The following is a 19,374-nucleotide window of genomic DNA, read 5'->3' as shown; positions in this document are numbered from 1 at the left end:
ACGCTCAGCGCTGCCACGGCGCCGCACCGGGTTGCTGCTGCGCAGCCTTGCCGAGCCGCTCGCGCGCCGTGCGCAGGATGGCCGCATCGAGTTCGCCGTCATCCACGAGCGCCTTCAGCGTGGCGAGCACGATACTCGCGCGATCGACTTCGAAGAACGCGCGCAGTGCATCGCGCGTGTCGCTGCGACCGAACCCGTCGGTGCCGAGCGTCACATAGCGGCGCGGCACGTACGCGCGGATCAGTTCGGGCACCGCGCGCACGTAGTCGGTAGCGGCAATCACCGGGCCGCGCGTTCCTTCGAACATCTGCGCGACATACGCCGGGGCCGATTCGTCGCCGAGCCGCGCCAATCGCTCGGCTTCCATCCCGTCGCGCTGCAGTTCGCTGAAGCTCGTGACGCTCCACACGGCCGCATCGATGCCCCAGTCGTCCTTCAGCATCCGCTGCGCGGCGAGCACTTCGCCGAGTATCGCGCCCGCGCCGAGCAACTGCGCGCGCGCGGCTTCGTTCGATGCGGACGGCAACCGGTGCATGCCCTTCAGGATGCCGTCGCGCCGGGCGGCAGGATCGTCGTCGGGCATCGACGGCTGCGCGTAGTTCTCGTTCGTGACCGTCACGTAATAGAACACGTCGCGCTGCTGCTCGACCATCTCGCGCATGCCGGCATCGACGATGGTCGCGACTTCGTAAGCGAACGCCGGATCGTACGCACGGCAGTTCGGAATCGTCGACGCGGCGAGATGGCTGCTGCCGTCCTGATGCTGCAGGCCTTCGCCGCCGAGCGTCGTGCGGCCCGACGTCGCGCCGACGAGAAAGCCGCGCGAGCGCTGGTCGGCGGCGGCCCAGATCAGGTCGCCGACGCGCTGGAAGCCGAACATCGAGTAGTAGATGTAGAACGGCAGCATCGGCAGGTCGTGCACGCTATACGCCGTCGCGGCGGCGATCCACGACGACACCGCACCCGCTTCCGAAATCCCTTCCTCGAGAATCTGGCCGCGCGTGTCCTCGCGGTAGTAGAGCATCGAGCCGAGATCCTCGGGCTCGTAGCGCTGGCCGAGCGGCGAGTAGATGCCGACCTGCCGGAACAGGTTCGCCATCCCGAACGTGCGCGCCTCGTCGGCGACGATCGGCACGACGCGCGGGCCGAGCCCGGGATCCTTCAGCAGCGCGCCGAGCATGCGCACGAGCGCCATCGTCGTCGACATCTCGCGGCCCGCCGCATCCAGCGCGAACGCACCCCAGGCCGGCGTCGGCGGGACGGTCAATCCCCGCGACGCCGCCATCCGCCTTCTGGGCAGATAGCCGCCCAGGGCAGCCCGGCGAGCATGCAGGTAACGCATCTCGGGGCTGTCTTCGGCTGGTTTGTAGAACTTGAGCTGCTCGACGTCGAGATCCGACAGCGGCAGCCGGAAGCGGTCGCGGAACGCCTTCAGATCGTCGACGTCGAGCTTCTTCTGCTGATGGGTGGTCATCCGCCCCTGACCGGCCGCGCCCATCCCGTAACCCTTCATCGTCTTCGCGAGGATCACGGTCGGCTGGCCGCGATGCGCGAGCGCGCGCGCATACGCGGCGTGCAGCTTGCGTGCATCGTGGCCGCCGCGGCGCAGGCGGTCGATCTCCGCGTCGGTGAGCTGCGCGGCGAGCGCTTCGAGCGCCGGGTCGCGGCTGAAGAAGCGCGCGCGGTTGTATGCGCCGTCGTTCGCGGAGAAGGTCTGGAACTGGCCGTCGACGGTGTCGGCGAATGCGCGCGACAGCGCGCCGGCGTGATCGCGCGCGAACAGCGGATCCCAGTCGGAGCCCCACAGCACCTTGATGGTGTTCCAGCCGGCGCCGGTGAACAGCGCCTCGAGCTCGTCGATCACGCGGCCGTTGCCGCGCACGGGGCCGTCGAGGCGTTGCAGGTTGCAGTTGATCACGAACACGAGGTTGTCGAGCCCTTCGCGCGCGGCGAGCGACAGCGCGCCGAGCGATTCGGGTTCGTCCATTTCGCCGTCGCCGAAAAAGCCCCATACGGTGCGGCCGCCGGTGTTCGCGAGCCCGCGATGCTGCAGGTAGCGCATGAAGCGCGCCTGGTAGATCGCGTTGATCGGGCCGATGCCCATCGAGCCGGTCGGGAACTGCCAGAAGTCCGGCATCAGCCACGGATGCGGATACGAACACAGCCCGGGGCCGGCGATTTCGCGGCGGTAGTGCGTGAGATGCGCTTCGCCGAGAAAGCCTTCGAGATACGCGCGCGCATAGACGCCCGGCGACGAATGCGGCTGGAAGTAGACGAGATCGCCGCCGGCGCCGCTGCCGTCACCGGCGTCGTTGCTGTCGGCCGGCGCCGCGCGGAAGAAATGGTTGAAGCCGACCTCGAACAGGTCGGACGCCGACGCGTAGCTCGCAATGTGGCCGCCGAGCTCGCCATACGCGCGGTTCGCGCGCACGACCATCGCGAGCGCATTCCAGCGCAGCGCGGCCGACAGCCGCTCTTCGAGCTCGACGTCGCCCGGGTACGGCGGCTGTTCGTGCGCGGCGATCGTGTTCACGTACGGCGTGACGGGGCCGCGCGGCGCCGCGAGCCCGCAGGTATGCGCATGCGCGGCGAGCCGGTCCAGCAGGTATTGCGCGCGCTCCTTGCCGACGTGTGCGACGACGGCGTCGAGCGACTCCAGCCATTCGGCGGTTTCTTCCGGGTCGGCGTCGGGGTGGGCGGCGGCGAGGCCCGCGCGCCGCGTGGCATCGATACCGTTGGACAGGTCCGTCATCGCAGGTCTCCCGCACACCGCTTCGGGGCGGCGCGCAATCAGTGGCATTCGGTCGAAACATGCTACCCGCCGATCTGCAAAATATGCGTCTGATTTCATTGGGATTTCGTGCGTGGATAGTGTAAATATTCCGGTTGTGTCCACTCTTTCGGAATATTTCGACCATGAGCAGCAACCCCAGGCGGCTCGACCGCATCGACATCGGCATCCTGAACCAGCTTCAGCAGAACGCGCGGATCACGAACGCGGAACTCGCGCGCGCGGTGAACCTGTCGGCCACGCCGTGTTTCAACCGCGTGCGAGCGCTGGAGAAGCTCGGGCTGTTCCGCCAGCAGGTCACGCTGCTCGATCCCGAGCCGCTCGGGCTGCGGATCAACGTGTTCATCCAGGTCAGCCTCGAGAAGCAGGTCGAGGACGCGCTGCAGCGTTTCGAGGAAGCGATCTCGCAGCGCCCGGAGGTGATGGAGTGCTACCTGATGTCGGGCGACGCCGACTATCTGCTGCGCGTCGTGATGCCCGACATGCGCACGCTCGAGCGCTTCATCATCGAGCGGCTGACGACGATTCCCGGCGTGTCGAACATCCGGTCGAGCTTCGCGTTGAAACAGGTGCGCTACAAGACCGCGCTGCCGCTGCCGGCGGCGGGGCTTACGCTGGTCGATCCCGATGAGTCGGCGTCCGACTGGAGCTGAATGGAGGCCGGGGTTTAGATGTTGGACGAAGCGTCGACGAAGGGCCGATGAAGGGCCGACGAAGGGCCGATGAAGGGCCGATGAAGGGCCGATGAAGGGCCGATGAAGGGCCGATGAAGCGCCGATGAAGCGCGGACGAAGCGCGTACGAAGCGCGTACGAAGGGCGGACGAAGGGCGGACGAACCGCCGACGAACCGCCGACGCACCGGCGACGATCGCCCGACAGTGCCGAAAGGCGCGAACGCTCGCGCGTGGGCCACCGCCGCATGGCCGCACGTGATGTCTGCATCTTCACGACGCCGCGCGGGACGATCGCGTATGCTCGTCCCGTCAGCGGCGATGGCGGCTGCCGTTGCCGGATCAATCGTATGACCACCCATCAACGAGCGAGGGCATCATGGCAAGACAGACGATGGCGGAATACCTGGCGAAGACGCTGGCGGCAGCGGGCATCGAGCGCATCTGGGGTGTGACGGGCGACAGCCTGAACGGCCTGTCCTTCAGCCTGAGCCAGCTCGGCACGATCCGCTGGATGCACACGCGGCACGAGGAAAGCGCCGCGTTCGCGGCCGGCGCGGACGCCGCGTCGACCGGGCGGCTCGCCGTATGCGCGGGCAGCTGCGGCCCCGGCAACCTGCATCTGATCAACGGGCTGTACGACTGTCACCGCAATCACCAGCCGGTGCTCGCGATCGCCGCGCACATTCCGTCGACCGAGATCGGCCTCGGCTATTTCCAGGAAACCCATCCGCAGGAGCTGTTCCGCGAGTGCAGCCATTTCGCGGAACTCGTGACGAACGCGTCGCAGTTTCCGCGCGTGCTCGCGCGCGCAATGCGCACCGCGATCGAGGAACGCGGCGTCGCGGTGATCGTGCTGCCGGGCGACATCGCGCTGGGTGACGGCCCCGACGAAGCGCCGGCGTGGAGCGAATCGGCGCCGCCGTCGATCCTGCCGGCCGACGCCGATCTCGACCGGCTCGCGGCGCTGCTCAACGAGTCCGACGCGGTCACGCTGCTGTGCGGCAGCGGCACGCAGGGCGCGCACGACGAGGTGGTCGCGCTGGCCGACACGCTCGGCGCGCCGGTCGTGCACGCGCTGCGCGGCAAGCAGTTCGTCGAATGGGACAACCCGTTCGACGTCGGGATGACAGGGCTGATCGGCTTCAGCTCCGGCTATCACGCGATGGAGTCGTGCGACACGCTGCTGATGCTCGGCACGGATTTCCCGTACCGGCCGTTCTATCCGACGAATGCGAAGGTCGCGCAGATCGACTGGAAGGGTTCGCAGCTCGGCCATCGCGCGCCGCTGGCGCTCGGGCTGGTCGGCACCGTGAAGGAAACGATCGCGGCGCTGCTGCCGCGCCTGACGCGCAAGACGCAGCGGCGCTTCCTCGAGAACGCGCTGAAGCACTACGCGGCCGCGCGCCAGGGGCTCGACGATCTCGCGGTGGCCGAGCCGCCGGGCCGCGCGATTCATCCGCAGTATCTGACGAAGATCGTCGACGAAGTCGCGGCGGACGATGCGATCTTCACGGCCGACGTCGGAACGCCGACGCTGTGGGCCGCGCGCTACCTGACGATGAACGGCAAGCGTCAGCTGCACGGCTCGTTCAACCACGGCTCGATGGCGAACGCGATGCCGCAGGCGCTCGGCGCGCAGGGCGCGCATCCGGGGCGGCAGGTCGTGTCGCTGTCGGGCGACGGCGGGCTGTCGATGCTGCTCGGCGATCTGCTGAGCGCGCGCCAGCTCAAACTGCCGATCAAGATCGTCGTGTACAACAACAGCCTGCTCGGCTTCGTGTCGATGGAGCTGAAGGCGGCCGGCTATCTCGACACGAACGTCGACCTGAGCCCGACCGACTTCGCGGCGATCGCTAAGGGCGCGGGCATCTTCAGTGTGCGGGTCGAGCATTCGGAGAATGTGGAGCACGCATTGCGTACCGCGTTCGCGCATGACGGGCCGGCAGTCGTCGACGTCGTCACGTCGAAGTACGAACTCGCGATGCCGCCGAAGATCGAGCTCGCGCATGCGAAGGGCTTCAGCCTGTTCATGCTGCGCGCGATTCTGAGCGGGCGGGGCGACGAGATCGTCGAGCTGGCGCGGACGAATCTGCGGTGACGATGTGTCGCGCGCCATGCAGCGAGCATGGCGCGCGGTCTACAGCCCGGGCCGCGCCGCCCGCTCGTGCATGGCTTCGGCGAACGGCGGCAGAGACGCCGCGCGACGGAATCCTGGCCCCGTGTCAGTCGCCATCGTGCCGACAGCGGACGATCTCGCCGCGATCGACGCGGCGCTGCAGCAGATCCGGATCGTTGGCGAGCGTTATCCCACGCACTTGCGGCAACGCGTCGATTGCTGAACGGGCCTCTGGCGGCTGATCCGGCACGAATTGGTCAGGCAAATCAGGGTCAATCTTCACGTCGCCTTAAGTTTGCGTTTCCTAGAATCGATTGACCGTCGCGTGTCCAGCGACGGACGGATTCGCCGAGGAGGATGCGCATGAACCTGACCCGTGTCGCCGTAACCCTGTTCCGCACAGTCGTCGGCACGTCGCCGCTGACCGAGCAAGCCCCGGAGGGCCGCCGATGACGTGGCCGAACGCGTTGCGTGTCTCGGCACTGTTCGTGCGCGAGTGGGTGGGCCGTCCGGCGTCGGTGGGCGCGTTGTGTCCCAGTTCGCGGCATCTCGCGCGCGAGATGGCCGATGTCGTGCCGGACGGCGACGGGCTCGTCGTCGAACTCGGCGGCGGAACCGGCGCGGTGACGGCGGCGTTGCTCGAACGCGGCATCGCGCCGCGGCGCCTCGTCGTGGTCGAGCGTTCGCCGGCGTTCGTGCGGCACCTGCGCACGCGCTTTCCGGGCATCACGATCGTGTCGGGCGATGCGCGGCAGCTCGAACGGCTGCTGCCGCCGGCCGCGCGGGTCGACGCGATCGTGTCGTGCTTGCCGCTGCGCACGCTGCCGCGTGACGCCGTGACGGCGATCGTCGAGCAGTGCCGGCGCGTGCTGTCGGACGGCGGCGCGATGATCCAGTTCACCTACGACTTGCGACCGCCCGATCGCCACCCGCTGGGCAATTCCGGACTGGTCGCCGGCGACAGCCGCATCGTGTGGGCCAATCTTCCGCCCGCGCGAATCGTGACCATGCGGCGGGCTGGGGCGAGCCAGACCGTGTGACCGTGCTGCAGCAGCGATCGGCCTGACGCGTCATTGCAAATTATTGTGAGTGGTGACGCGTTGATCCCGGAATCAGAACCGCGCGCCGTCGGGCACACGCGCCGACGGACGCATCCCCGCGCGCTTGACGACGCGCTCCAGCGGCGTCGCAATCCCGCGGGCGATCGCCGCGCTCACGGCCGCCGACAGCGTCAGATACGCGATCAGCAACAGCAGCTTGCCGTCGCCATGCGTGGCAGACGGCGGCCAGAACGTGCGCAGCGTGCCGAGCACGATCAAATGGAACAGATACAGCTCGTAGCTGAGCCGGCCGCTCCAGCGCAGCGGCGCGAGCATGCGGCGGTTTGCCTGCCCGCTTTCCGCATGCGCGCCGATCAGCAGCGCGGCGGTGCCGAGTGCCATCGCGGTCACGCCGGCGACGTGGCTTTCCGCGATGGGCCACGCCAGATAGAGCGCGGCCATGGCGACGGCGACGATCAACTGGACGGGCGTTGCGGCGAGCCATTGCCAGCGCGCGCGTTCGGCCAGCAGGGCCGTGCAGCAGCCGATCGCGATCCCGTCGAAGCACGCGAAGTATGCGTAGAGAAAACCGCCTTCGTCGCCGGCATGCGTGAAGCGGTACACGGGGCCGATCGCGATGATCGCGAACCAGAACGCGAGCAGCCGCGTTTCGCGGCGCAGTGCGACGCACAGCAGCGGAAACGACAGATAGAACACCTCTTCCACCGACAGCGACCACAGCACGCCGAGTGCGTAGTTCACCCATCCGTACGCACCGATCAGCACGTTCATCCAGAACGTGAGCGATGCCAGATTCACGAGCCAGAACGACACCGCGATGCGCTGCGGCGCGTGATTCTCGAAGATCGGTACGCCGGCCGCCGCGAGCCCGTTGACGAGTGCGAGCAGCAGAAGCAGGCACGGCACGATGCGAGCGACGCGCGACACGTAGAACGCGCGCACGTCCACGGCGCCGAGGCTGCCGCAGCGGCGGCGCGCATTCGACGCGATCAGGTAACCGGAGATCACGAAGAACATCGTCACGCCGTAGTTGCCGTTGCGCACGATCGCATGGATCGTGTCCCAGCCGAACACGTGTGCGAGCGACGTATCGCGCAGCGAATACGGAATGTTGAAGTGATGCAGCAGCACGAGCAGGATCGACACGCCGCGCAGCAGGTCGATCCGTGCATTGCGCGGGCCGGCGCTCATTGCGGCGGAGCCGGCTCGGCGAGCGCCGGGAGCGCCGCGACGAACGTGTCGCGCGAGCGCAGGCCGGCGTTCGGCGTCTGCCGCTCGTCGTCCTGGATCAGGTTCGCGAACACCAGCGTGCGCGGCCCCTTCGTCGCCCAGCCGACGAACCAGCCGTACGCGTGCGCTGCGTCATACCTGGAGCCCGGCGAGCCAGTGCCGGTCTTGCCGTGCACGGTCCAGCCGCCCGGTTGCGCGTCGATCAGCGTGATGCGTTCGGTCATGTCGTACGCGTGCGCGCCGATGGGCAGCGTCCGGAGCACGATCTTGCGCATGAACGCGACCTGTTCGAGCGGCGAGATCCGTAGCGACGAGTTGACCCACGCGCCCGTCACGCCGGGGAATTCGCCCTGTTTGCGCGTGACGTCGGCGTTGCCGTAGCCGAACGCGCTCGTGTACTGCTGGAAGCGCGCCTGCCCGAGCGCCTGCGCGACCTGCTGCGAATACCAGAAGATCGACAGCTTCATCCAGCGCGCGGGGTCGGTCGGCTCGTGCCACGGCGCACCGCCCCAGTCGGGATAGCCCGCGTGGAAGTCGAGCGTGGGCGTGTGCTCGTCCTTCAGTACGCCGGCGTCGAAGCCCATCAGGCTGATGGCGACCTTGAACGTCGATGCCGGCGTCACGCGCGTCGTGCAGTCGCCCTGCTGCACGAGCACCTTGCCGGTGGCTGCGTCGGCGACGACCGTGCAGACGGGATGGGCGTGAGCCGACGCGGCGGCGAGGAGACCGACGGCGAAGGCGAACAGCGTGCGACGCGCGTGCTTCAAGTGAAGCTCCTTGGAAAGCGTGCGGAAGGTGCGCGGGGCGGGCGGGGAAGCGAGGGCCTCGCGCAATTGGAACGACGGCCGGCAATGCGGATGGAGCGGATCGCGGCCGTCGGGACCGCACACAGTGTATCGGCGGATCGCCGGCTGGCGACCTGTCATGGTTGACGGGGCACGTGTGCGGCCTTCACCGTTGCGGAGGCCCGTGTCGGTTGTGCACGTTGCCGCGCCGATGGAAAAAGGACGCCAAAACACGCGTGCCTGCGGACGGGCAAGGACACCTCGTGCCAACCGGCGCGGATGTCGGGTGAACGACGGAGGGAGGCGCATGGCGCGAGAATTTGTGACGCAGCGGGAGATGCGCCGTTTTTTTAACAGCGGTTGGGTAACCGGATGCGTGCGATGTGCGCGCTTCAGCCGGCTACTTGGTCCCGAGCACGCACGCGAGCGGGTGCGACGCCTCGCCGTTGCGCTGCACGACGACCGAGACGAAACCCGTGTCGCTCATCAGGCGTGCGAGCTTGTCGGGGCGATGCGCATCGTAGGGCGCGCGATCGATGTCCCGCACCGTGATCGCGACGAGCCCGCCGTGCCTGACGACGCGGCGCAACTCGCTCAGGCCGCGCATGGGCGCGTGCCAGAAGTAGATGCTGTTGATCGAGAATGCCTTGTCGAACGTGTCGTCTGCGAACGGCAGCGCGTCGACGGAGCCGAGTGCGAGGCGCACACGCCCGTCGTCGATCAGCCTGCGGTTCAGATGCTTCGCGGCGGCCAGCATGGTCAGCGAATGATCGATGCCGGCGAGGTGGCAGGACGGCGCCGATTCGGCGGCGAGCCGGATCGCGTCGCCGGGGCCGAACCCGACTTCGAGTGCATGGTCGCTGTCGCAGATCGCCAGCAGCGACAGCGTCCACACGTTGTCCAGCCGATTGTGTCGGCGCATGATGCGGCCGACGATGCGCCCGGCCAGGCCGCGCGGCATGCCGGGTTGCCCGAGATGAGTCGCCATGACGTATCCCCCTTGCCGCGACGAGCGAGCAAGCGGCGTGCCGCCCTTGTCGGCCGGACAGCGCGGCCTCGGCGAGATCGCCGCCGTGCGGCCCGGCGCGAAACGGCGTCTGACCGTGTCGCTGCCGCCGAGGTTCGCGACGCAGTGGTTTTCGCCGCGGCTCGGCACGCTCGCGGAGGCGCTGCCCGACGTCGAGCTGTCGATCCGCACGGAGGCCGCCGACGATTGCGATTGCCATATCCGCTTCGGACGCACGGCGCGGCCCGGGATGCAGTCGGAGCTGCTGATGATGGAGCGCCATGCGCTCGTCGGCGCGCCGCGTTATCGCGACGATATGGTCGATGTGCTGCTCGGCCGGCTGCCGTCGCTGCACGTGCTGCACGAGGGCAAGCGCCTGACGCTGTGGGCCGACTGGTGCGAGCAGGCGGGCGTGCCGGTCGAGCGAATCGGCGACGGCATCGAGTTTTCCACGCTCGAACAGGCGATCCGCGCGGCGCGCAAGGGCGCGGGGCTCGCGGTGGTCGACCTGAACATGATCGAGGAAGAGATCGCCGAAGGCAGCCTCGTGCGGCTGTCGCGGGTACAGCCGATCGGGCCGTTCGGCTATTGGCTCGACATCGGGCCGGAGAACGTCGCGGCCGAGCACGTGGTCGCGTTTGCCGCGTGGCTGCGGGGGCAGGTGGTGAGGCGGAGGTAAACGGCGTGCGGACCGAAACGGGTCTGGGCCGCGCCACGTCGACGCCGTTTATCGCGATGTCGGCAATCGTATCCGGCGATCCGGGATCTGTCAGAAAGTGTTTCCGGTCGACGGACACAGATCCGGATCGAGGCCGAAGTGGATGAGCGTTTCCCTGCCGCCGATCGCCTTTGCCTCTTCTTCCGAGATGATGGGTAGCGTGGACTTCGATGGATCGATGCGCCCCACGTTGAAGACTTTTCTCGGTGGCACGGGAGCGGGTTTGCCGACCGGCGTTTGGGCCGGCGCTACGACGAACCGGTGCGCAATTCGTTCGAGACCGCGACGGAGCGCGTGCGCGACACATTCTTCGAGGAGCTGCGTCACTTCCGAGCGCCGCATGAGACGATTCCCGCGAATCACGCGGCTGCGAGCCCGGGACGACCGTGCGACCCGGAATCCGGCGGTTGGGCTGTGCTTGCCTGTCATTCGTAAATTCCCTTTTCGATCAAGTAATCCCGCAGCGTCAGTACGGACGCGCTATGCGGTGCAACGTCGAATGTCACCCACCGATGGGATCCCGCGACTCGCCAGAAGTCGCGCCCGAATCGGGTCGCATAGAGCGTGCGCAGCGACCGAAGCGATCCATCAGCCAATCCGGCCGGATAGCTCTGAAAAAACTGGAACAGTGCGGCCTCGTCCGCATGTGTGCCGGGAATTGGCGCATCGAAGCCGAACCTCGGCCACGCGTAGTATCCGTGGAGCCTTGGGCCGCCCGGTTCCGGTGGTGCTTTGCGGCCACCGACGGCCAACGCGATGATCCGTGCGATGCCCAACGTATCACACGCGCGAACAATTCTCCAGAGCATGGTCGCACCGAGTCCCGTGACCGCGCTGTCGGCGAGATCGATTGCTCGCAGTTCCAGCACCCGCGCATCGGTGGTTTGAAATACGGAGATCCGGTTTTCCGATCGAATCAGCGTGGGGTGGGTGACGGCGAACGTCAATTTGCCAGCGCTGTCGAGATAGGTCTGAACGTCCGAACCGGCGGGCGCACCGCATAGCGCGACGAGCAGTTCGTCAGGAACTTCGTTACTCGCACCGAGCAATGCGGCGAGATCGAGATCGTTGCGCCCGATTGTCAGCCGATCGTCGAAAAACGTCGTCTCGTAGGGCAGCGTATGGTTGAGATCGATGCGTTTGGCAGGCATGGCAGGACAAGACAAGACAAGGAACGGAAAGCCCCAGCATATCGCCGCGAATCCGTCGTGCCGAGTCTGCCGGACGGCCAGTCGCGACGCGGGGTGGTCGCCCGTGGCATCCGCCTTTGTCATCCACCGGTGGGATCCGGCAACGCGCCAGAAGTCGCGCCCCACTCCCGTCGTATAAAGTGCGCGCAGCGATCGAAGGGCCCCTTCCGCCAACCCGATCGGGTATCCGCGAAAGTACTGGAACAGCGCGGCTTCGTCATCGTGCTCGCCGGGAATCGGCGCATCGAATCCGAATCTAGGCCGCGCGTAGTATCCGTAGAGTCGCGGTGCGCGCCGCGATTGACCGTCGTGCCTCGCATCGGTCCGATTCATGTCGACGCACACGGTATCGCTTCGCGCCCGCAGGAAAGCTCGCCGCGTACGCGACTTCGCCGCGCGCTTCCGCGAGCGGCTTGCCCTGTTCGCGCGTCAGCAGCTCGGCGAGCGCGTCGCGGTGTTCGAGCATCAGCTCGCCCCAGCGCTTCACGCGCGCGCCGCGCTCCTTCGCGGTCAACTGGCGCCACGCGGGAAATGCGCGGGCGGCGGCATCGATCGCGCGCTGCGTGTCGTCGGCGCCGCCCTTCGCGACGTTCGCGATCGTCTCGCCGGTCGCGGGGTTGCGCACCGGATAGGTCGCGTCGCTCGCGCCGTGCGATTCATGCCGTTCGCCGCCGATGTAATGGCCTGTTCTCAGGAATTCGTTCGTCGTCTGTCGTTCCTTGCGTCAGTCTGCCGCAAAGCTGCCTTGCGCCGGACGCGACACGCGCGCGATGCGCTTGCCGGCCGTGTAATCGTTGATCAGGTCGCACGGCGTGTAGTTGCGTTCCAGTTCGTGCAGCTCTTCGTCGGTGAGCCGCGTTTCGAGCGCGCCGAGCGCGCTGTCGACTTGCGCGACGGAGTCCGCGCCGACCAGCATGCTGGCAATGCCGGGCCGGCTCAGCACCCACGCCTGCGCGAACTGCGCGGGCGGCACGCCGCGCCGCTTCGCGACCTTCGCGACCGATTCGGCGATCGCGAGCGACGATGCGTCGCCGTACATCTGCGCGGTGAAGAAGTCGGTCTGGTTGCGCGTGGATTGCGGCTCGCAGGTCAGCAGGCCGCGCGCGAGCGGGCTGAACACCGACACGCCGACGCCCTGGTCGATGCAGTACGGCACCATCTCGCGCTCTTCCTCGCGATACGCGAGGTTCAGCTGCAGCTGCATGTTGATCGGCTTGTGCCAGCCGTTTCGTTCGCACGCCTGCATGATCTTCGCGAACTGCCACGTGTACATCGTCGACACGCCGATATAGCGCGCCTTGCCCGCGCGCACGATGTCGTGCATCGCGCTCATGGTTTCCTCGACGGGCGTGTTCACGTCGAAGAAGTGCAGCATGAAGATGTCGACGTAATCCATCCCGAGACGCTTGAGCGACCCGTCGATGCCGTCGAGCACGTGCTTGCGCGAATGGCCGCCGGCGTTCGGATAGCTGCCCATGTCGTAGCCGACCTTGGTGGTCACGACGAGCTCCTCGCGGCGCGCATTGCGCTTCAGGATGCGGCCGACCACTTCCTCGCCGACGCCCGTCGAACAGAAATCCGCGAGATCGATGAAGTTGACGCCGGCATCGAGCGCACGGCGCACGATCGGCTCGCTCTGCGCTTCGTCGAAGATCCACGGCTTCCACTCGGGCGTGCCCATGTTCATCGTGCCGAGACACAGGCGGGACACCTTCAGGCCTGACTGGCCGAGGCGGACGTATTCGATGCCTCCTCCTGGTGCGGCCTTGCGGGCCGTTGTTGTCGGTCAGTGTTGTCTCGGCGTGTAGAACGGGTTCGACACGTCGCGTGCGGCGGCCAATACCGCGTCGCGGTGCGGCAGCCCTTCCATCGCGGCGACGATCGCGTTGCGGCACGCGCGGTAGTTGTTGTCAAACACGGCGTCGAGATCGTCGGTCTGCGGGTTCACCCAGTTCGCCGACACGACGACCCAGTCGTTCTCCGCTTCGGGCGGCAACGTGCCGTTCTCGAACGCTTCGGCCACGGCCTTCGCGATGCCGGCCTGCGACGCATCCCACGTGGCATTGCCGTGGAAGTCGCCGGCGATCTGCGCCTTGTTCACATACAGCGTGAGCGGCTTGGTCGGCACGCCGGGCTGCGCGATCACGACGAACGGCGCGTGGCCGGCCGACGGCGTCGCGAGCGCGGTCGCGAACGCCTGACCCGCGGGGCCGTCGCGTGGGCCGATCAGCACGTTGATGTGCGCGAGGTTGACGCCGGGGCCTTCGAAGCCTTCGCCGATGTAAAGCTGCCTGGGTTGCGGTGCGGTCATTGCGGTGTCTCGTCGACGAGTGGGAGCGACGCGATTGTGGTGGGCGGCGGCGCGGCCGGTGAATCGATGTTTTCTGATCGGGGTATGAGTTTTCGTCGTCTCCGGGAAAGCCCTGAGCACCGCGCGGGAACGCCCGCCTGCCGGGCCGCGGCCGATGCCGGACGGCGTTCGCGCAGCGGGAAGGTTCGCGCGGCGGCCGGGGCGGCGCTCGGCCCGGCCGGAATTCAGGGCGGGAGAAAGCCGACCGTCCGCCGGCGGCAGAACAGCGCGACCGCGTATTACGCCGACGAAATCGCGTGCTTCATCGAGCTGATCGAACCCTGCGCCGATTTCCCGCCGCCCGTGCCGGCGCCAAACCTGCCGTTTTTTGCACCGCAATGCCGTTTTTTTGCACGGTCTTTATGTCCCTGCTTCTACGCTCGGGGATGTGTTGAACAGCCGAGACGGCTTCCTTCCCCCCATGACCTTCATCCGTCCCGTCCCGCGTTTCGACGTGGCCGGCCGTCAATTGGCCTCCGGCAAGCGCCCAGCCGTCATTCCGTTGCCGGCGCCGCGCCCGCGCGTGCAACTGCCTGTCACGCTGACCGCCGGCTCGGCCGCGCTCGCACACGCGGGGCTTGCGGCGCTGCTGCAGTCCCCGCTCGGCGCCTACGTGATTAGCGCGCGCAGCGTGCGCGGCGCGATCCACGTGCAATTCGACATTGCCCCGGAGGATCTGAACTTCACGCTGCACCTGCTGATCACGCAGCAGGCCGACGCGGTGATCGGGCCGGTCGCGCGCCGCGTGCGCGTCGATACGCAGGTTCGCGCAGAGTAGGCACGCCGATTGCTCAAATGACCTGCTGCCGTTTTCGCCGATCGCCGCGCTGTGCGCCGGTCCGCCGCGGCAGACTTTTGTGCGCCGCGTCGTACGCGGCGCTGGCCTTCGAGAAGGAGGATCCATGTACCTGACGGAAGAAGTACGCACCGCGCGCCCCGCTAGCCGTCGCGTGCGCGTGGTGACGCTGCCGTCGAGCAGACAGCTCGCCAGGCAGTTGATGGTGACGGTTCGCGCGGCAGACGTGCTGCTGCGCCAGGCGATCCGATTGCCGGATCGCCACCAGTGGTCGGTCGACATCGAACGCGTCGACGCGGATGGCGGCCCGTTGGCCGCATGGGATTCGCACGTGATGTTCCGCATCGGCAAGGTGTTCGAGCCGGCTGCCGATGCGAACGCGCGGGCCTGCGACCCCGATCAGGTCGCCGTCGAAATCCGGCTGTGTCTTCCCGAGCAAGCCTACATGGGCGAGCAGCGCGTCGGCATCTTCGGTCGACGGCACGGCAACCGGTTCGGCGCGACGCTGTCGGTGACGGCCGGGTCGCAGTGGGGCGGCCGGCGCAACGAATGCATTCCGCCGGCCGGGCGGCACGTGCACGGCGACACGCTCGAAGCGCTCGTCGACACGGTCGCGGGCATCGTCAACGCGGCGCTGCTCGCGGCTGGCGAGCCGTGCCCGGGCGATTCGTGACGTGGTACGCGACGCGCGCCTGACCGTGGTTCAGGCGTCGCCGGTCTGGCCGGTTTGCCGCTGCAGGTCTTCCATCAGTTGTTCCGCGAGAAAGTCGCACGGCGGGCGCTTCGACTTCGTGCTGCGCGCGAGGATCAGTTCGAGCGGCGGCAGATCGGGCAGCCCATGCGAGCGGCCGAGCATCGACAACTGCGCGGGAATCGCGCAGCGCGCGAGCGGCGCGACCGCCAGGCCCGCTTCGACCATGCTGAGCAGCCCGAGCAGGCTCGGGCTTTCGTATGAGGTCCGGAACGGCAGCTTCGCGCGTTCGAGGCTGCGGATCGCGTTCTCGCGCGCGACGCTGCCCGGCATGAACACGGCGATCGGCAGCGGCCGTTCCTCCCACACGCGCGGCCCGTTCGTCATCGCGGCCCACGCCATCGGCTCGTGGCGGATGAAGTCGCCGGACAGCCCCTTGATGCGCGTGCCGCACACGAGATCGACGGTGCCGTCCTTCAGCAGCGGCGCGAGCGCGCTGCTCGGCAGCCCGATCACCTGGATCTCGACCTTCGGATAAGTCGCCGAAAACTTCTTCAGCACCGACGGCAGCAGCGACGACGCATAGTCGTCCGGCACGCCGATCACCACCTTACCGGTCACTTCCGGGCGCACCACGGCCGCCCACGCTTCGTCGCGCAGCGCCAGCATTCGTCTGGCGAACCCCAGCAAGACCTCGCCTTCGCGCGTCAGCACGATGCTGCGCGGCTTGCGCACGAACAGCGGGCGCCCGATGGCGTCCTCGAGGCTCTTGATCTGCATGCTCACGGCCGACTGCGAGCGGTTCACGGCCTCGGCCGCACGGGTCATGTTGCCGGTTTCCGCGACGGCGACGACGGTGGCCAGCACGTCGTGATCGAGCATCTTCATTGGTATCAGGAAAACTGAACGTAACGATCAGCATTATGCGTTTTTATTGTCGTTATGTGTCTGCCATAGTGGAATCGAGTCGGCCGCATCGTTCGATGCCGTGCCGCAATCACGCCGGCGTGCCCGGCACGCAGCGTTGAACAGGAAAAGTGGTGTACCGATGATGGATCATCCGTTGCGCGCCGCATTGGCCGCGGAATTGCATGCCCGGCCGTTCCTGCGGCTCGCCGAAGCCGTGTCGCTCACGCACTATGCGATCTACGCGGACGGCCAGCCCGATCTTCACGAAACGCTGCTGCACGCGCTGTGCCGCGACACCGGCATCGACGCGCCGCACGAAGGCGCGACGCACTACGCGGTGCAGTCGCCGTCCGGCTGGTATCTGAAGTGGGAACGCCACACCGAATTCTCGACCTTCACGTTCGTCGCGCCGCGCCGCGACACCGGCTATTTCGACGATCTCGCGATCGAAGGCATCCCGGCCGCATGGTTCGCACGGCTCGCGGGCATTCGCTTCGTCGCGGTGCGCATGGAGTTGCTGTCGGGCGACGCCGCGCGGCTCGTGTGCGGCGACCTGCGCCGCTGGATCGACGGGCCCGCGCTCGTCGGCAGCAACGTGCTCGGCGGCGGCAAGGTGTTCTGCGACTGGCATGTGCGTGCCGACGGCTTCATGCGTTTCCTCGTCGTCGACGAGGATTTCCGCGAGGAGCAGGGCGGCCGTTTGCTGCAGCGGCTGTACGAGATCGAGACGTACCGGATGATGGCGCTGCTCGCGTTACCGGTGGCGCGACAGATGAGCCGCGAGCTCGACGAGATTCATGCGGCGCTGCATGCGCTGATGCAGCGGATGGACGCGAGCGGCGCCGCCGGCGACGACGCGGCGCTGCTCGTGAAGCTCACGCATCTCGCGGTGCGCGTCGAGGCGCTGTCGGGGTCCGGCGGGCGTTTCAGCGCATCGCGTGCGTACGAGAAGCTCGTGCTGGCGCGCATTCAGGAACTGCGCGAGGAGCGCATCGAAGGGATGCCGACGATCGCCGAGTTCATGGAGCGGCGCTTCGCGCCAGCGATGGAAACGTGCCGCAGCGTGTGGGCGCGCCACGAGCAGATCGCCGCGCGAATCGCGCGTGCCGTCGATCTGCTGCGCACGCGTGTGAATCTCGCGCAGGAAAAGGACGTGACGCGATTGCTGGCAGGCATGGAGCGCACCGCCCGCAACCAGCTTCATCTGCAGCACGCGGTGGAAGGGTTGTCGGTGGCGGCCATTTCGTACTACGTGCTGTCGCTCGCGGCCGCGGCGTTCAAGGCGCTGCACGTGATGAGCCTGCCGGTCGATCCCGAACTGGCGGAGGGGCTGCTGATCGCGCCGGTCGTGTTCGCGGTGATTCACGTCACGCGGCGCACGCGCGCGCAGCTCGCACGCTCGGAGGCCGCGCATGACGGTGGCCCCGTGCCGACCGTGCAGGCAGCGGCGTTGAAGCAGGCAAGCTAGAACATCAACGACATATCAAAGCAAAGGAGTGGAGATGAAACAGATGCAAACACAAGCGGAATTCTTCAGTGCCCTCGACGCGTTCGACGAGCCGGTCTGGGACGATACGGGTGCGCCGATAGGCGTGCACGTGACGTCGTATCAGGCGGCGATGCTCGAGCCGACGACGTCGCTGGTCGGCGGTACGCTCGATCGGCCGGATGTCGCGGCGGTGGCGATTCTCGGGTACAACTGACGCGCATTCGTTGCACGTCGATTCAACGTCGCGCGCGCTTCGATCGATTTCGCTACGCGCACCGACAGCGACACGTCCGGATAGCGGCCGTGGAGCGCGTCGACGAGCGGCCCGACGAGGTAGGTCGTGAAGGTCGGCGTGACCGCGATCCGCAATGCGCCGCGGCTCAGGTCCTGCACGTCGTGGATCGCGCGCCGGCCTTCCGCGAGATCGTGCAGCGCCTGCCGTGCATAGCGGAAATACACGTCGCCCGCGTCGGTCAGCCGCGTGACGCGGCCCGTGCGGTCGAACAGCTTCTATGCCGAGTACGCGAAGGCGGTCGACGCGCGGCGCCGCCGATGGTCCAGCAAAAGCACGGCGACGCGATTCGCGCCTACCAGCGCTGGAAGGAACTGAACGCGACGTGATCCAGGCGGCGCGGCGCCCCGCCGCGACTGCTCGTTTTCCCCACCCTCCGCTCAGGGCCTGTTCACGCTAATAACGGGCCAGCCCCACGAATGAATTTTTCAAACAGGGGAACGTGCCTTTCCGCCCGCATGGCGGCGTCGTTCGTCGTTGCAATAGCGACGGCTATTGCGCCTCCTCACTCCTTGCCCTGCGGGCGGAAAGGCACGTTCGCAAGCCCGTTATTAGCGTGAACAGGCCCTAGCCCGCCGGCCATCGTGCCGGCCGGGTTTCCCGCATGGCCGCGCGGGCGCGCGCTGCGCGCCGTCTGCGGCCTTTTCTCACATCGATTCCGTTCAATGTCCGCAACGGAAATCCGCGATCCAAAAAGTTTTTGACGGGTTTAAAAATTCGCACTGGACACAACAGATGCGTGCGGAAAGCCCGATGAAAACCGATGAAATCATCATGACAGCCAGCATGGCGAACGAAGCCGTCGGCGTGCCCGACCGGCCGCCGATGGCCGCCATGCGCGATGAGCCGGTGCCGTTGGGTGTGCTGGCCGGCTGCCGTCGCTGCTGATCGCCGCACGTTGCGCCCGATACCCGCTTTCTTGCACCACATGATCCGGATGAGGAGTCGCTCGATCCCTCTCCGCCGGCACCGCGCGACCGCATGAGCGGTCGCGCCGCAGACCGCCTCCCGGCCTTGTGCCGCGCCGGCCGACGGTCGCCTGACAGTCGACATTCGCTTACCTTTTCAACACGGACCATCATGAAACGGGATTCATTCAGTACACCTGAGGCAGTGCGTCGCGACGCGACGACGGACCTGATCAAGCCGAACGACGCGTTCGTACGCATCGAAAACGTCGTGAAGAAATTCGGCGACAGCACCGCCGTCGACAACGTAAATCTCACGATCGCGAAGAACGAACTGTTCGCGCTGCTCGGCAGCTCCGGCTGCGGC

19 protein-coding genes and 3 pseudogenes are annotated in these 19,374 nt (G+C 67.3%); 10 read left to right on the top strand and 12 right to left on the bottom strand.

The features are described 5' to 3' along the window. Positions 1 to 4: 4 nt before the first annotated feature. Entirely contained in the window at positions 5 to 2,752 is a 2,748-nt protein-coding gene (gene mdeB, locus O1Q03_RS04180) for an alpha-ketoglutarate dehydrogenase (protein ID WP_269501768.1), read from the bottom strand. A 164-nt stretch (positions 2,753 to 2,916) separates the two neighbouring features. On the opposite strand from mdeB, the gene O1Q03_RS04175 reads away from it, so the two are divergent. Further along, complete coding sequence (locus O1Q03_RS04175; RefSeq protein ID WP_098554607.1) at positions 2,917 to 3,444, top strand: Lrp/AsnC family transcriptional regulator; 528 nt, start codon at positions 2,917 to 2,919, stop codon at positions 3,442 to 3,444. Between the two features lie 398 nt (positions 3,445 to 3,842). Further along, positions 3,843 to 5,564 (top strand): ubiquinone-dependent pyruvate dehydrogenase, encoded by a 1,722-nt coding sequence (gene poxB / locus O1Q03_RS04170; protein WP_269501763.1) that lies wholly within the window; start codon positions 3,843 to 3,845, stop codon positions 5,562 to 5,564. Positions 5,565 to 5,688: 124 nt separating this feature from the next. Here the strand turns inward: poxB and O1Q03_RS04165 are convergent, their stop codons facing one another. Beyond that, positions 5,689 to 5,865, bottom strand: coding sequence for a hypothetical protein (locus tag O1Q03_RS04165; protein WP_269501762.1), 177 nt, complete (start codon positions 5,863 to 5,865; stop codon positions 5,689 to 5,691). Positions 5,866 to 6,031: 166 nt separating this feature from the next. On the opposite strand from O1Q03_RS04165, the gene O1Q03_RS04160 reads away from it, so the two are divergent. Further along, positions 6,032 to 6,622 (top strand): class I SAM-dependent methyltransferase, encoded by a 591-nt coding sequence (locus tag O1Q03_RS04160; RefSeq protein ID WP_269501761.1) that lies wholly within the window; start codon positions 6,032 to 6,034, stop codon positions 6,620 to 6,622. A gap of 72 nt (positions 6,623 to 6,694) precedes the next feature. On the opposite strand, the gene O1Q03_RS04155 is transcribed toward O1Q03_RS04160, so the two are convergent. From O1Q03_RS04155 to O1Q03_RS04145, 3 genes are all read right to left on the bottom strand, one after another. After that, on the bottom strand, positions 6,695 to 7,834 hold the full coding sequence (locus O1Q03_RS04155; RefSeq protein ID WP_269501759.1) for an acyltransferase family protein: 1,140 nt from the start codon (positions 7,832 to 7,834) through the stop codon (positions 6,695 to 6,697). Further along, entirely contained in the window at positions 7,831 to 8,640 is an 810-nt protein-coding gene (blaOXA, locus tag O1Q03_RS04150) for an OXA-1043 family class D beta-lactamase (RefSeq protein ID WP_269501758.1), read from the bottom strand. The genes O1Q03_RS04155 and blaOXA overlap by 4 nt, the downstream gene beginning before the upstream one ends. 418 nt (positions 8,641 to 9,058) lie before the next feature. Then, the gene (locus tag O1Q03_RS04145; RefSeq protein WP_269501757.1) at positions 9,059 to 9,646 is read right to left on the bottom strand and encodes a class I SAM-dependent methyltransferase; all 588 of its coding nucleotides are present in this window, start codon (positions 9,644 to 9,646) and stop codon (positions 9,059 to 9,061) included. On the opposite strand from O1Q03_RS04145, the gene O1Q03_RS04140 reads away from it, so the two are divergent. Next, positions 9,645 to 10,343, top strand: a complete 699-nt coding sequence (locus O1Q03_RS04140; protein ID WP_269501756.1) for a LysR substrate-binding domain-containing protein — start codon at positions 9,645 to 9,647, stop codon at positions 10,341 to 10,343. The genes O1Q03_RS04145 and O1Q03_RS04140 overlap by 2 nt on opposite strands. Positions 10,344 to 10,433: 90 nt before the next feature. On the opposite strand, the gene O1Q03_RS04135 is transcribed toward O1Q03_RS04140, so the two are convergent. The 5 genes and pseudogenes from O1Q03_RS04135 to fae all read right to left on the bottom strand — a co-directional run bounded on the left by O1Q03_RS04135 (position 10,434) and on the right by fae (position 13,883). Beyond that, on the bottom strand, positions 10,434 to 10,811 hold the full coding sequence (locus tag O1Q03_RS04135) for a hypothetical protein (protein WP_269501755.1): 378 nt from the start codon (positions 10,809 to 10,811) through the stop codon (positions 10,434 to 10,436). Further along, on the bottom strand, positions 10,808 to 11,905 hold the full coding sequence (locus O1Q03_RS04130; RefSeq protein ID WP_269501753.1) for a hypothetical protein: 1,098 nt from the start codon (positions 11,903 to 11,905) through the stop codon (positions 10,808 to 10,810). The genes O1Q03_RS04135 and O1Q03_RS04130 overlap by 4 nt, the downstream gene beginning before the upstream one ends. 34 nt (positions 11,906 to 11,939) lie before the next feature. Continuing rightward, positions 11,940 to 12,266 (bottom strand): annotated as a pseudogene (locus O1Q03_RS04125) (aldehyde dehydrogenase family protein); the annotation flags it as partial. 30 nt (positions 12,267 to 12,296) lie between these two features. Next, complete coding sequence (locus O1Q03_RS04120; RefSeq protein ID WP_269502050.1) at positions 12,297 to 13,319, bottom strand: aldo/keto reductase; 1,023 nt, start codon at positions 13,317 to 13,319, stop codon at positions 12,297 to 12,299. A 39-nt stretch (positions 13,320 to 13,358) separates the two neighbouring features. Then, positions 13,359 to 13,883, bottom strand: a complete 525-nt coding sequence (gene fae / locus O1Q03_RS04115) for a formaldehyde-activating enzyme (protein WP_269501752.1) — start codon at positions 13,881 to 13,883, stop codon at positions 13,359 to 13,361. Between the two features lie 460 nt (positions 13,884 to 14,343). Between fae and O1Q03_RS04110 the strand changes: the two genes are divergently transcribed. Continuing rightward, a complete protein-coding gene (locus O1Q03_RS04110; RefSeq protein ID WP_269501750.1) occupies positions 14,344 to 14,700 on the top strand; it encodes a hypothetical protein in 357 nt (118 codons plus the stop codon). Positions 14,701 to 14,824: 124 nt separating this feature from the next. Then, the gene (locus tag O1Q03_RS04105; RefSeq protein ID WP_269501749.1) at positions 14,825 to 15,391 is read left to right on the top strand and encodes a hypothetical protein; all 567 of its coding nucleotides are present in this window, start codon (positions 14,825 to 14,827) and stop codon (positions 15,389 to 15,391) included. Between the two features lie 30 nt (positions 15,392 to 15,421). Here O1Q03_RS04105 and O1Q03_RS04100 read toward each other — a convergent pair whose 3' ends face one another. After that, positions 15,422 to 16,297: a LysR family transcriptional regulator gene (locus O1Q03_RS04100; protein ID WP_044848057.1), complete on the bottom strand. Its 876-nt coding sequence runs from the start codon at positions 16,295 to 16,297 to the stop codon at positions 15,422 to 15,424. Between the two features lie 160 nt (positions 16,298 to 16,457). Between O1Q03_RS04100 and O1Q03_RS04095 the strand changes: the two genes are divergently transcribed. Both O1Q03_RS04095 and O1Q03_RS04090 read left to right on the top strand, forming a co-directional pair. Beyond that, a complete protein-coding gene (locus O1Q03_RS04095; RefSeq protein ID WP_269501743.1) occupies positions 16,458 to 17,786 on the top strand; it encodes a DUF3422 family protein in 1,329 nt (442 codons plus the stop codon). Between the two features lie 34 nt (positions 17,787 to 17,820). Continuing rightward, positions 17,821 to 18,021, top strand: coding sequence for a hypothetical protein (locus O1Q03_RS04090; RefSeq protein ID WP_269501742.1), 201 nt, complete (start codon positions 17,821 to 17,823; stop codon positions 18,019 to 18,021). A 56-nt stretch (positions 18,022 to 18,077) separates the two neighbouring features. Here O1Q03_RS04090 and O1Q03_RS04085 read toward each other — a convergent pair. Further along, positions 18,078 to 18,317, bottom strand: a pseudogene (locus O1Q03_RS04085) (LysR substrate-binding domain-containing protein); the annotation flags it as partial. Between the two features lie 535 nt (positions 18,318 to 18,852). On the opposite strand from O1Q03_RS04085, the gene O1Q03_RS04080 reads away from it, so the two are divergent. Then, positions 18,853 to 18,987: a hypothetical protein gene (locus O1Q03_RS04080; protein ID WP_269501741.1), complete on the top strand. Its 135-nt coding sequence runs from the start codon at positions 18,853 to 18,855 to the stop codon at positions 18,985 to 18,987. Positions 18,988 to 19,179: 192 nt separating this feature from the next. Further along, a pseudogene (locus tag O1Q03_RS04075) lies at positions 19,180 to 19,374 on the top strand (polyamine ABC transporter ATP-binding protein); the annotation flags it as partial.

It is taken from the genome of Burkholderia sp. IMCC1007 (assembly GCF_027257875.1).
GTDB lineage: Bacteria > Pseudomonadota > Gammaproteobacteria > Burkholderiales > Burkholderiaceae > Burkholderia.
The sequence above is the reverse complement of the archived record's forward strand: the minus strand, read 5'-3'. Positions and strand labels throughout refer to the sequence as shown.

Excerpts from the sequence above, each read along its gene's own strand:
- mdeB (WP_269501768.1), bottom strand. The coding sequence starts at position 2,752 with ATGACGGACCTGTCCAACGGTATCGATGCCACGCGGCGCGCGGGCCTC.
- O1Q03_RS04175 (WP_098554607.1), top strand. The coding sequence starts at position 2,917 with ATGAGCAGCAACCCCAGGCGGCTCGACCGCATCGACATCGGCATCCTG.
- poxB (WP_269501763.1), top strand. The coding sequence starts at position 3,843 with ATGGCAAGACAGACGATGGCGGAATACCTGGCGAAGACGCTGGCGGCA.
- O1Q03_RS04160 (WP_269501761.1), top strand. The coding sequence starts at position 6,032 with ATGACGTGGCCGAACGCGTTGCGTGTCTCGGCACTGTTCGTGCGCGAG.
- O1Q03_RS04155 (WP_269501759.1), bottom strand. The coding sequence starts at position 7,834 with ATGAGCGCCGGCCCGCGCAATGCACGGATCGACCTGCTGCGCGGCGTG.
- O1Q03_RS04140 (WP_269501756.1), top strand. The coding sequence starts at position 9,645 with ATGACGTATCCCCCTTGCCGCGACGAGCGAGCAAGCGGCGTGCCGCCC.
- O1Q03_RS04145 (WP_269501757.1), bottom strand. The coding sequence starts at position 9,646 with ATGGCGACTCATCTCGGGCAACCCGGCATGCCGCGCGGCCTGGCCGGG.
- O1Q03_RS04135 (WP_269501755.1), bottom strand. The coding sequence starts at position 10,811 with ATGACAGGCAAGCACAGCCCAACCGCCGGATTCCGGGTCGCACGGTCG.
- O1Q03_RS04130 (WP_269501753.1), bottom strand. The coding sequence starts at position 11,905 with ATGAATCGGACCGATGCGAGGCACGACGGTCAATCGCGGCGCGCACCG.
- fae (WP_269501752.1), bottom strand. The coding sequence starts at position 13,883 with ATGACCGCACCGCAACCCAGGCAGCTTTACATCGGCGAAGGCTTCGAA.
- O1Q03_RS04110 (WP_269501750.1), top strand. The coding sequence starts at position 14,344 with ATGACCTTCATCCGTCCCGTCCCGCGTTTCGACGTGGCCGGCCGTCAA.
- O1Q03_RS04105 (WP_269501749.1), top strand. The coding sequence starts at position 14,825 with ATGTACCTGACGGAAGAAGTACGCACCGCGCGCCCCGCTAGCCGTCGC.
- O1Q03_RS04100 (WP_044848057.1), bottom strand. The coding sequence starts at position 16,297 with ATGAAGATGCTCGATCACGACGTGCTGGCCACCGTCGTCGCCGTCGCG.
- O1Q03_RS04095 (WP_269501743.1), top strand. The coding sequence starts at position 16,458 with ATGATGGATCATCCGTTGCGCGCCGCATTGGCCGCGGAATTGCATGCC.
- O1Q03_RS04090 (WP_269501742.1), top strand. The coding sequence starts at position 17,821 with ATGAAACAGATGCAAACACAAGCGGAATTCTTCAGTGCCCTCGACGCG.
- O1Q03_RS04080 (WP_269501741.1), top strand. The coding sequence starts at position 18,853 with ATGAAAACCGATGAAATCATCATGACAGCCAGCATGGCGAACGAAGCC.